At 42.7% G+C, this 11,953-nt stretch carries 9 protein-coding genes; 7 read left to right on the forward strand and 2 right to left on the reverse strand.

Going from position 1 to position 11,953, the window contains the following annotated elements:
* Positions 1 to 41: 41 nt before the first annotated feature.
* Entirely contained in the window at positions 42 to 1,844 is a 1,803-nt protein-coding gene (locus V1467_RS15950) for a DUF885 domain-containing protein (protein WP_416305960.1), read from the reverse strand.
* Positions 1,845 to 2,016: 172 nt separating this feature from the next.
* The gene (locus V1467_RS15955) at positions 2,017 to 2,814 is read right to left on the reverse strand and encodes a PEP-CTERM sorting domain-containing protein (RefSeq protein ID WP_416305961.1); all 798 of its coding nucleotides are present in this window, start codon (positions 2,812 to 2,814) and stop codon (positions 2,017 to 2,019) included.
* A gap of 326 nt (positions 2,815 to 3,140) precedes the next feature.
* On the opposite strand from V1467_RS15955, the gene V1467_RS15960 reads away from it, so the two are divergent.
* The 7 genes from V1467_RS15960 to V1467_RS15990 all read left to right on the forward strand — a co-directional run bounded on the left by V1467_RS15960 (position 3,141) and on the right by V1467_RS15990 (position 11,951).
* Positions 3,141 to 3,941 carry an RNA polymerase sigma factor gene (locus V1467_RS15960; protein WP_416305962.1) on the forward strand — a complete coding sequence of 267 codons (801 nt, stop codon included), beginning with the start codon at positions 3,141 to 3,143 and terminating at the stop codon, positions 3,939 to 3,941.
* A gap of 5 nt (positions 3,942 to 3,946) precedes the next feature.
* Positions 3,947 to 4,573 (forward strand): hypothetical protein, encoded by a 627-nt coding sequence (locus V1467_RS15965; RefSeq protein WP_416305963.1) that lies wholly within the window; start codon positions 3,947 to 3,949, stop codon positions 4,571 to 4,573.
* Positions 4,574 to 4,582: 9 nt separating this feature from the next.
* A complete protein-coding gene (locus V1467_RS15970) occupies positions 4,583 to 5,965 on the forward strand; it encodes a peroxidase family protein (protein WP_416305964.1) in 1,383 nt (460 codons plus the stop codon).
* Between the two features lie 4 nt (positions 5,966 to 5,969).
* Positions 5,970 to 6,446: a hypothetical protein gene (locus V1467_RS15975; RefSeq protein ID WP_416305965.1), complete on the forward strand. Its 477-nt coding sequence runs from the start codon at positions 5,970 to 5,972 to the stop codon at positions 6,444 to 6,446.
* A 19-nt stretch (positions 6,447 to 6,465) separates the two neighbouring features.
* Positions 6,466 to 9,660, forward strand: coding sequence for a CHAT domain-containing protein (locus V1467_RS15980; RefSeq protein WP_416305966.1), 3,195 nt, complete (start codon positions 6,466 to 6,468; stop codon positions 9,658 to 9,660).
* A 147-nt stretch (positions 9,661 to 9,807) separates the two neighbouring features.
* Positions 9,808 to 10,881, forward strand: coding sequence for a hypothetical protein (locus V1467_RS15985; protein ID WP_416305967.1), 1,074 nt, complete (start codon positions 9,808 to 9,810; stop codon positions 10,879 to 10,881).
* An 11-nt stretch (positions 10,882 to 10,892) separates the two neighbouring features.
* A complete protein-coding gene (locus V1467_RS15990) occupies positions 10,893 to 11,951 on the forward strand; it encodes a phospholipase A (RefSeq protein WP_416305968.1) in 1,059 nt (352 codons plus the stop codon).
* Positions 11,952 to 11,953 lie beyond the last annotated feature (2 nt).

An 11,953-nucleotide genomic window follows, 5' to 3' on the forward strand; every position in this document is an offset into this window, starting at 1 on the left:
TTGCCCCGATTTGTTCTATGAATAAATTCCCTTTAATAACGCTATAGATTTAATTCCTTTAACATCAGTTTGCGGATCACCGGCACCGGTGCATTGCCATAGCTAAGGAACTGATTGTGGAAGATTTTAAGATCGAACTTGTCTGCCATTTTTTGCTTTAGTTCTTCACGGAAGGCGTAAATTTCGGCAAAACCGTTAAAATAGCTGGTGAGTTGTACCTGCGATAATGTTGCCCTGCGCCATTTGCCTTCGGCTTCAGTTTGCTGCTGGAACGCTTCGTTGATCAGAAGATCCAGCGCGTCTTCTTTAGTCATGCCCAGCACCTGGACGCTATAGTCCAGTATGGTATTAACCACAACGCGCAAATTCCACTTATCGTACATCAGCCACATTTCCGGCTCATTGTTGCCATAACCGGATTCCAGCATCATTTTCTCGGCATACACTGCCCAGCCTTCAATCATGGCACCATTGCCCAGGATAGACTTGATCTTGCTGGGTGATTTATTGGCATGGACTAACTGGGTGTAATGGCCGGGCAAGGCTTCATGAATGTTCAGGATCTGCAGAATCCAGTGGTTATATTCGCGCAAATAGCTTTCGGCCTGCTCATCGGTGTAATCGTCCAGCGGAGTCACATTGTAATAGGTATTGGCGGTGGCATCGTAAGGGCCGGGCGCATTCACCGACGCGCCTGCCACACCACGCTGATATTCCGGTGTTTCACGCACCACCAATGGCCGGGTCGGATCCATATCGAGCAAATCATGCTGGATAATATAGTCTTCAATAATCGGCATCTGACGGCGAATTTCATCCACAAACTCGTCGCGTTTAACATGATTAACCGACAAATGATCAATCAGTTGTTTAACTGCCTGTAACTTGATAGCGGGCATGTCGCTATCAGGAAAGTATTTGGGCCATAACTGCTCAGTGATACTTATCATATCCTGATGCAACTTTTGCTTGGCTTCTATCGCCTTTTGATACAACTCTTTGGCGGTGTAATCCGATACGATATCGTATTTGAATTTTTGCTCATAAAGCACTTCGCCAATGCGGAAATCTTTGGCACCACCATCGACCAGCACACTGCGCTTATCCTGTAAAAAAGCGATATAGTCGTTAATCGCCTCAACAGAAGCAGCAAGCAATGGTTCAAATTGCTGCTTTTGTTGATCGCTTAATGACGATTGTTGCAAACTAGTCGGTATTGATTCGGTAAAGATACCTAATGCCCCTTTGCTTTGCTGAATGGCTAAATCAGTGTGTTCCAACGTCGGTTGGGTAATATTTTGTTTGGCGGCCGCATAATAGGCAGGCACCTTTTGCAAACGCTTCAACACTGCCAATAAACGTTCATCCAGCGGTTTATAGTCGGTATTAAGAATAACCCCAAAAGCGCTGGCCACATTAAAATTGGACGGGTCCCATTGGTCAGATTTAAAGGAATCCCGGTACCAAATGGTTGATTCAATCTGGTTTTTAATCAATGCATAATCGGTGGCATTGCTATCTGACAGCTGAGTCAACTCAAACTGGTTTAATTTATCCAGTGTAGCCTGCAGATAAGCATTTTCTTTTTGTTGTTGCTGATCATCCGGAATCGTCAGTACATCATCGTATTGATAGTAACCTACATAGATCCCGTAATTGGGGTAGATACGCCAGGTATCCTCTAAAAATCGGGTTTTAAACTGATCAAATTGAGTGTTTTGATCAACTGAAGCGCTTAATTGCGTTTCAGGCGCAGAAGCTGAAGATTCGCTTGTCGACGGAGCGGGTTGACTACAGCCGGCCAGCAAGCTGCCAATCAGTAAAGTCATTGCGGTTTTATACATTGGGCAATCCATTAGGGTCTGTTGACCTTAGTATTATTGTTATTCGGGAACATCCAAGACTAGCTTATTGCATCGAAGCCGCCAAACAAATAAGGCTTTTATAAAGGCGTAAATGTAAAAAAAACCGGCATTAAGCCGGTTTCATCGTCACTATAATTTTCTTGCAGAAAATTTACTTTGTTTTACGTTTTCGTGCTGCACCCAAGCCTAACAAACCTGCAGCAAAAATAAGCAGTGAAGCTGGCTCCGGAACCTGAGTAGAACCGCCTTGGCCAACAATGATCTGGATTGAAGTGCTGGCGACAAGCGCATTCTGACCGGCAGGATCATAGGCGCTTAGCATAATGTCATATGTGCCATCTACCGTAGGATCAAAACCTGGAATAAACCAATGAGGTTTCCAGGAGTTTTGCGCCAGATTATTGTCAGCTAACAACGCTGTATAAGAGGCAATGTCCGTTGCTTCTGTACCGGCACTTTGTGCAGTAGTATTGTCGCCAATACTATGATCCCAATGACCGTCTGCTTCTCCAGTATTAAAACCATTGATGGGATCAAAAACAAAAAAGTTGGTGCCGAGACTAGGATCCATATCCAGCGCCAATTCATAGACTAAATCGTCGAGATTTAATCCAAGTAAATTATCGTCAAAATTAGTATTAATTGACCACTCAAAGCTCCAGGTTGCGGTGCTACCACTTTGAGTTGGTGCCACCCCTGCATCAAAGTAGTACATGCCGGGATTGAATTCGTTAAATGTATTTTCCGGAATACCGCTGGCATTGTGGCGAAGTTTGCCACGCAATCCGAGCTCTACGCCCATTTGAGCATTCTGATCAACAGTGAAACTGCCGTTAGACACACCACTTCCGAAAATAACATTATTGGTGACCAACGCTGCTGATGCGTTACCAGAAAAGATGGCAGCCAATGCAAAGGCTGATATTGCGATTTTATTTATATGTTTCATCAACTTATCCCCATTTATAAGTTTATTGAAATTAGATGTTTTTTTATGAAGAAATTGTATCCAGGGGTTATATATTCAAATACCATGCCAACAAAAAACAAGATAAATATCAACAAGTTAAATTAATCCACAACACCGAGCCTGACGACTGTGTAAATTATTCTGACACCTCTGCTCCAATACAGAGTGACCTTTGTCAAAAGTTCCTGTTTCGTTTTCATGGGCCGTGCTCACAACAATCATTCCCATATTCGTCAAGTTGGTGTAGGTTAATAATTAACCAAATAACAATAACAACCTAATCTATAAGTTGGAGAACTGTTCTGATGGACAAGAGCGGTCAACAGAATAATTCCACCGCGTCCGATTTCGACACGGAAACATTAGTCACCCGAATTACATCAGGGGATCGGTCAGCAGAACAATTGCTGGCAAACAGATACTGGCGCGGCCTGACCTTTGTGCTCAACCGGCAAACAGACGATAAAGAGCTGGTAGCAGATTTGGTGCAAGACACTTTCATTATTGTCATTACAAAAGCGCGTAACGGTGCAATAGACAATCCCGCAGCACTGAGTGCTTTTATTCGTCAAACCGGCATTAACTTGCTGATAGCCCATTACCGAAAAGAAAAACGTCGGGCAACCCAACCCGATGACGATATTGACATTCGTGTGCCGACAGATGCTCTCGGCATGTCACACTTACTGAATTCGGAAAAAGCTGTCCAGCTTGTTCAGCAGGTCATGCAAGAATTAAATACCAAACGAGACTGCCAGATACTACAAAATTACTTTATCTACGAGCAGGACAAGAAACAGATTTGCGCCGATTTGCAACTATCAGCGGAGCATTTTGACCGAGTGCTGTTTCGAGCCAGACAACGACTCAAACAACTCATACTGCATAAATTGCATGACACACAGAGCAACAATATTAGCAGTAGTTTATTGACCATTACCCTGCTCGTCAGTTTGCAGGGATATCAGCAAACCACCATTAATCTGATTTTTTTTCATATTCAAATGAGAGAAACGGCTACTACAGCACACCTTTTCAATAAGCAGCCATGGAGTGGACGTCCATTTGAAAGTAAGTCGTTAACGACTGAATTGAGGCCCGGATGAGACCAATGGATGAAACTTATATTGCCGAGAACGACATTAAAAGACGTTATCTGCACAACAAACTCACAGCGGAAGAAACCGCTGAGTTTGAAGCCTATATATTGGATAAACCCGCACTGCTGGAGGAATTGGAGTTGGATAGCGTTTTTATTTCGGCGTACCCCAATATGATGAAAAAAAGCCCCTTTTGGCGGAGCCTAACTGATAAATGGCTATGGCCAGGATTGGGAGTAGCAATAGGTGGAGCCTTAAGTGCCGCTATTATACTTATCGCTTTCATACCACAGACGTCCTTCGAATTATCAAAACAGAGTCCGGAAATTGTCTATCTGGAAACAATGCGCAGTGTATCGGGCCGTACCAGTGTCCGTTTTTTACCATCGCAAGAAGAAAAGCTGCTTGTCATAGATACGGGATTGCGCGCTCGCGAACACGTCAATCTAATACTGGAAAATGAAAGTGGAACCGTTAAGAACAATTGGTCCAGCATAACAACCAACAGCAACGGTGAACTAATAGTCATGTTGGTCAAAACCAGGCTTATCGGCGGAAATTACCGAATGACGGTAACTCCATTAGGTAGTAAGGAGCCTGTATTTAGCGTCCCTGTTAGTATTGAAATATCCAATTAAGGAAAAAGCATGAGTTGCAATGACCGACTTTTTCCAATATCCAGCTCGCAACCATTATTGTCAGGGGATCAAATTAAGGCACTGGCTAAACACATGCTCAGTGCCGATGCCAGTACAACATCACCGATCGAATCCACGCACAAGTACGTAGCGGGATATACCTACCTAGGCCAGCTAATTGCTCACGATATCGTTCCTAAGACACGCCCAAGCTATTTCGACAGAATGACGACACCCAGCCTTAATTTGGACAGTATCTACGGCGATCTGTCAGACCAAACAATATATTTTTTGTTCGATAACGAAGGAAGATTCCAACCCAATTCTAGCAACAGCTATGATTTATATCGGGGCCGAGCAAACGAGGCTTTGATTCCTGACCCCCGCAACGATGAAAATGTTATAGTGGCGCAACTGCATCGCCTATGGCAACAAGTACACAATTGGGTAATAGAGGACTTTGTTGCCCCTCATTGCCGAGATATAAAAGCACGTATACACGAAGCAAAAAGTATCGTTACCGCTCTTTTTCATCTAGTTGTTATTGAAGATTTCCTATTCGAAACCTTAGAACCGGAAACCTATAATTGCTATTTCAGCGACTGGCATGAATACATACTGCAGTTCACCCACCCGTTAACTGCGATTCCTCTGGAGTTTTCTCACGCTGCATTTCGTTTTGGCCACAGCATGACCCGCGCCCGATATATTCTTAATCAGGACAATACTGATAATCCGGTCCATTTATTGTCCTTAATACGGCAACGTAATTCAGGCTCAATCTCCAATGAACATAAAATTGACTGGACAAACTTTTTTGGAGCGGATGCACAGGAAGCTGCAAAGATTGATCTGCAAATAACCTCAGGCATGGATTCCATCCCGCTGGAAGGCAATATCGTCTATCTCAACCTCATGGCGGCCGACCATGCCAGGATTCCCAGCGGATATGCGGTACTGGATTGGTTAAACACACATCAAAAGACACTGGCTACGGATATTAACCTGGCGCAGTTTCCCGAAGTCACCGCAGGTGCAGAAAGAAATTTACGACCAGTCTATGACGAATTAACTGATAACTTTAAAAACCGGACCTTACCACTATGGCTATATGTTCTCAGAGAGTCGGCACTATCGGCCTATCCTGACTATCGATTTAGAAAAACCAGGTTAGGAAAAGTAGGCAGTGTCATCGTAGCCGAAGTACTGCGTCAGTCCATAATATCTTGCTATTTGCCAAATGGAGGCCACCACCCACTGGACAAAAAAACTCATCTGGAGATGATAAAACAATGCGCTAGCGAGCCTTACAGACAGATTGTTACCCAATATCCAAACCAAAAATTGAGTATGTCGAATCTCATTACATTTATCAGCAAACCAAAAGGATAGAACAATGCAACTTCCCGAAGATATCAAAAAATGGTTGACTCAAGAAGCCTATGTCAGCGACGTCGACTACTCTCAAATTCCTGAATTGGAAGAATATCATCCCACTGCCTACAGCATGCCGGTACCCGAAGCACACCGCCAGAAAACCAATGTTGTATTTACAACAGACAAAGATTGGCATGTTAAAGTCATACTAAATGGCAATATAGGTGAAAAATGGCCAGAAATAGCGGTTAAAATACTCGATCATGCCGAGTTCATCGTAGGCTCCCGGGACAAATTACATTCACAAAGGATTGCAATTAGAGACGTATTAAATGGCAACACGCTAAGAGGGTGGACTCATGTCACCATTTTTATTAGTTATTCGTTAGATAGCCAAGGAAGGAGTTATCAGTCAGAGCTATTTTGGGAAAAACACGTTGGGCCCAAGTCGGACAATATCGTTTCAGGTAATACCAGTTATACTTGGCGTGAGTAACTAAACTCAAGGTCTCATTTTGACGGTTTATAGCGGAATCAACCGTTTTGTTCAAAAACTGTTGATTCCTACCACTCTGCTTTTGCTGTTTAACTCATTAGTGACCAGCGCGGATGAGCGTTCTGTTGCAACCCAAAAATACTTGTTCGATATCGCCTCAAAAATAAACCAACGCCACTTTTTCAAGTTGGTGAGTCCCAAAGTAAACGTCACTATTAAGTTGTGGAAGAATGATAAATTAATCAGATCAATGCAGGGGCCACCACAAATAATCCAGACTGAGTACTTCTCGATCGATTTTACCGATGAAGGAAAGTACATGTTGGAGGTAGTACCAGAAATAGATGCCCTTTATCACCCTGATGATATTGAAGTCACTCAGATACCAATGACATCAGACCAACTGCCGTATTATTTGGTATTGGAATCAGTCACACTGCATTGGCAACAAGACAACTCCCGCTCATTTATCTTGAACCAGCTTCAGCAAGTACTGACCTCTGGTAGAATTCCCCCAGACATCCAGTGCTCATTACGTCAGACACTTTACGCTATGTTGGTTAATATGGGGAAATTTCAACAGTCATTGTCTGCGGCCTCCGACATGCTGGATGGTTATCGTTCAGAGATTACCGAATGCACTATAGGTAAGCTTTTGCTGGCAGACAGTAATTTTAATCTGTATCGATTTGCCGAAGCAGAAAGTGAGTTCCGTGAGTTGACACAGCCTGATCTGCAGCTGGTCAAGCAAATCAATCCAGAATTAACAAGCTACGCGTTGCTTAAATACGGTTTCAGCCAGATATTAAATGGCGCATCCTTGGGGGATTTGGCAAAAATAAATGACGGCAAGTCGACTATTGATAGCCTTTATTTAAAATTAGACAGTGAGAACCGGTTAGATCTCATGCCCGAGTGGTATAATGCGCAGGCAACGTACTACTCTGTCTCCAGTGACTATATCTCAGCCGGTCAAATGTTAAATCTGGCTATCGAAGCAAAACAAAAACTGGCCCATCCACTGGATATTGCACCTTATCTGAATAATTTGGCCATGACCTATCTCTGGACCGGAAAATTGGCAGAAGCACAGCAAACGATGCGTCGTTCAATCCAGCTAGCCAGGCAACAAAATAACTTCATCGCCTTAGCGACACAAACGGCTAACCTGGCTGCCACTTACGCATACATCGGAGATTGGATAACCGCAAAACGCTACTATCAGCGCTCTCTTGAACTAACAGACATGCATAATCCAGATGAAGGAAGATATAAAGTTTATCTGGAATTGGCCAGAATCTCAGCTTTAACACATCAATACGATGATGCGATAACCTGGCTGCTTAAAAGTGAAAAAGACTCGTTGATACGACAACCAGAAAAACTGGCTTTGATTTATGCCCGAATTGCTGAGGCTTTTCAGCAGCTGAACAACCCTGAAGAAAGCCTTAAATACCTTGATCTGGCCCTGCAACGTCAAACAACGCTTAGCCGCAACAAAGACAAAGCCGATCTTTACATCTCACTTGCCACATATTACCTAAATCAAGGTCAAATCAGCACAAGCGAAAGTTTTCTAGAACGGGCCGAGAGAATGCTCGAACAAGGCACCGCCGCCCAACTTAGTTATCATCACTTACGTATTTTGACGTTACTGGCCAATACTCAAATTCGGCATGAAACGCAGGTTCAAACAGTAAGAACCCATTTTGTTAAAGCATTTACCTTTATAAAAAATGTTGAACAAACGCTGGACTTTGAGAAATTGGGCCCTAGCTGGATGAATCAAGTCAGGGCATTGATGGATACCTATCTGAATTATCTGTTTTTATCTGATTCCTCCCCCAATTACCTTGCTGCCTTTGATATTATCGAACAATATCAATCCAGCGTGTTAAAAAGGAGCCGCGCATACTATAACAATGTGAATGAAAATTCTGGGGAAGAAAGGCAATCTGCGTGGAAAGAAAAGATAATCGCTGAGGCAGCGGTAATAGATGCGCTGACTGAGTCAGAAAAACAACAGGCTTTAGAGCAACTGGATGTTGCCAATGAAAAATATCAGCAAGTTCGAACGGTGAAGCAACACCCCGATAGCACTTTGTCTATCCACCAAATCCAGACTCGACTGGAAGAACATCAAGCTCTTTTGCGCTATTTTCGTACCCCACAAACCGACATATTATTCTATATCAGCAAAAATGAATGGCACGCCGAAACCGTTGATCTAACGCAATGGGATGAGTGGCTGGCAAACAATAAACACGCTGAGATTTTTTCCCAAATAAAAGGGGAAAGTTTGTTACCTGTTGCCTGGATTAAAAAGCAAGAGATTAACAAGTTAGTCATTATTCCGGACGGGAACCTTCATCTATTACCTTTTTCAGCTCTTTCGATTAGTGCAGAAAATGGCGGTGAGCAGTTTCTGACAACAGAGGTTGAAATAGTGAGAACATATTCAGCAAGTACTTACTTCTCTTCTGTAGCAATAGATAAAGCATCCGGACAATATGATATAGCGATATTCGCCAATCCTGCTTTCGATATTGAATATAACCCTGCGTATAGCAGAGACAATATTGAGCATTTACGCTCATGGGGAAAAAGTCTGACGCCACTATTATGGACAGCAAAAGAATCTGAAAATATTCAAAATATATTCGCTTCCAGGCGAATTAATTTAGCCACTGGAACTCAGGCAACAAGCAGCAGATTGATGTCCAAAGATGCACGCTATGCGACACTATTACATATTGCGACACATGGTTATTTCGACCCTGAAAATCCTGAGATTGTTGGGCTGGCAACATCCTATGTGGATGACAATCCTAACTATACAGCCGGATTTTTATCATTAAGCCAATTGCTTAGTCAGCCATTTCATTCCCATCTTGTCGTCATCAGTGGTTGTGAAACTCTACTAGGAGAATTAACGGCCAGTGAAGGGTTAAATGGATTATCACGCGGCATGATGGCCCAAGGAGCCGGCTCAGTGATTGGCACGTTATGGAGCATAGCCGACAAACCTAGCGCGGAGTTCATGCGCTATTTTTATCAACAGTTGGCTCTGTCGGGAAACTCCTCAACGGCACTGAGCAAAGCCAAAAATAAAATGCAGCGTCACCCCAGATTCAAACACCCCAGATATTGGGCGGGCTTTGTTTTACTCTCCAGCAATAGACAATATGAATCGATTCGGTTTAGTCAGCGGTAAATAACCACATTGGCCCTGTTAATTTAATCATCGACTGAAATATCGAGGTTAAAAACGTCTTTTTGACAATATTAATTTATATCTCCGTGAGAGTATTTGCGTCAGCACGTCACTCCTTTTTTAAACTCAATAAAAAGGATACTCGCTATGCAACGCTTCACAACATTTCTAACTGTACAATTTTTCGGCTTATTGCTTACGGGCTTTCACGCCAATGCCAGCGATGAAAATTTAAGTGACAGGATTAACAATAGACAACAAATTACCTTAAACCTTGCCGTAACAAGCTCTTGGCAACTGGAGGATGTAGAGCCAGGGCAATATGAATTCCAAATTGTGAATTTGCTCCCGGGACAGCGAGACAAATATAAAATTAACATCAACAAAGAAAATTTGTTCCCCTCTGCATTAAAAATGCCCGAGAAGTTAAAAGCTAAAGACACCAAGGAGGGAGGTGAAAAGGCAGTTCAAGGTCAGGAAGAAGGCAAGGGAATACAACAAAATGTGTGCGATAAGCCAAACGAAAAGACTAATGCTCTATCAGAAAAAATATACCAATTGACTGACGAAGCTGCGTTACCCGAATATATAAATGAGCTGACGGGCATCAATCCACCAAGCGCTTGCATTGAAGCTCGCGGCAGAATAGCGACTCTCATCGCGGCAACAATGGATTCGCATTTAGTAACCTTCTCTAAACATCAAAAAGTAACAATATCAGTACAACGGGGAGAAAATACTCTTACGACGCTAGTACTAGAAGATAAGCCAACCGAATGGCTTACCCACGTGGGATTTACCTTCCTGAATAATAAAGATGAATACTTCTATTCTGAAAAGGTTCCTGGCTCAACCACCGATGCACCTGCTACCTACAAAATAGCTAGAGGTACCCAAAGGGACGATATCAGCTATGCAGCAACAGCAATGTTTACATACCCCTTTGCATCCGAAGTGTGGGGCGAAGACATTGATATCGGATTCAGTGTTGGTTTGGGCACAGATAAAAATTCTATCGCAGCCCTTATTGGATTGAGTGCAATCATAAATGACAACTTTATGATTACTGCCGGTGTAATTGGAAGTCAATTTGATGTGCTAAAAAGGGACTACAAAGTGGGGCAAGATATAGGTGAGACAGCCATAGATAGCAGTAACTTGGTACAAAAAACCTACAAATTCCCGTTAATGGTCACATTCTCTTATAAATTTGGCGAATAGTGAGGAATAAAATGATGTTGAGACATTCCAGCCTTTTTATTATTGCTCCTCTGTTTTTATATACCATGTTATGCCAAGGGGCCGTACAAAAAAGCATATTTGACAGTACACCTTTGGCACAGGATCAACTGGACAGCGTTTTTACAGTAGAAGACTTCCAGCAACGTCGCTTCCGTCAATTTGAAGATAACTATCTTATTCTGGATTATTTAAATGGCAGTAAAGTCGATCAACATATCGATGCTAAATTAAGTGTCGCCTATCTATTAACGCCCCCGAAAATTGAAGAATATAAAAAAAATCAGGGGGCTGACTGGAATTTAGCTTTTTCTGCCACCGTCGAATTTGACTTTTATATGGGAACGCGTCATTCCGGTCCGGTTATCGGGAGGAGGTATAATCCGGGTATACAGTATTACTACTCAATGAACAGAGTTGAAGGGTGGAGAGAATACCGGCTTTCGGTTGAACACGAATCTAATGGGCAATCAACAGAAAGTCTCGAAACCTTAAATCGGATTGCGGCAGATATATTTAATGAATATAGCGATTCTAGCCACTTTGATATGAGTAAAGCCCGTGAACTTGCTAGTGAAACAATTAGCATGGGCAACAATTTTGTTTCATTGGGGGGAGTTTACCGCTTTAACCGCAAAGAACTGCCAGATAATCAATGTGATCAAGATTTCAGTTGCTTCGATATCCACTTTAAACTGCGTGATAACACGTTAATTACAGATGAAAATAGCGGAAATTTCCGTTCAATTGAGGCAACTAATCAACATTTGAGCCACTATCAAGGCACCACCATCAGCTACTTTAATCGCTTCAGGTTCGGCCTCACAGGAAAAGACTACTGGGCGCTCGAACTATCTTATACGACGGGCCAAATAAATGGTGGGCGTCCTGGCTCCAACAGTACTTTTCTGGCCAATATTTATTATGACCTTTCTGTTGGAGATGTCGTCATTCCACTTATGCTGAAATGCCGAACGGGGTATCTACATGACTTATACAACTTCGCTGAAAAATCTTCGGAGTGTACTACCGGATTTCATTTTATTTATTAACA

Origin of the sequence: Neptunicella plasticusilytica, assembly GCF_047922965.1 — a bacterium.
In the GTDB taxonomy this organism is placed as follows: domain Bacteria; phylum Pseudomonadota; class Gammaproteobacteria; order Enterobacterales; family Alteromonadaceae; genus Neptunicella; species Neptunicella plasticusilytica.

What these genes read in the sequence shown, in the direction of transcription:
- V1467_RS15990 (WP_416305968.1), top strand. Translation starts at nt 10,893, where the DNA reads ATGATGTTGAGACATTCCAGCCTTTTTATTATTGCTCCTCTGTTTTTA.
- V1467_RS15970 (WP_416305964.1), top strand. Translation starts at nt 4,583, where the DNA reads ATGAGTTGCAATGACCGACTTTTTCCAATATCCAGCTCGCAACCATTA.
- V1467_RS15975 (WP_416305965.1), top strand. Translation starts at nt 5,970, where the DNA reads ATGCAACTTCCCGAAGATATCAAAAAATGGTTGACTCAAGAAGCCTAT.
- V1467_RS15955 (WP_416305961.1), bottom strand. Translation starts at nt 2,814, where the DNA reads ATGAAACATATAAATAAAATCGCAATATCAGCCTTTGCATTGGCTGCC.
- V1467_RS15950 (WP_416305960.1), bottom strand. Translation starts at nt 1,844, where the DNA reads ATGTATAAAACCGCAATGACTTTACTGATTGGCAGCTTGCTGGCCGGC.
- V1467_RS15960 (WP_416305962.1), top strand. Translation starts at nt 3,141, where the DNA reads ATGGACAAGAGCGGTCAACAGAATAATTCCACCGCGTCCGATTTCGAC.
- V1467_RS15965 (WP_416305963.1), top strand. Translation starts at nt 3,947, where the DNA reads ATGGATGAAACTTATATTGCCGAGAACGACATTAAAAGACGTTATCTG.
- V1467_RS15985 (WP_416305967.1), top strand. Translation starts at nt 9,808, where the DNA reads ATGCAACGCTTCACAACATTTCTAACTGTACAATTTTTCGGCTTATTG.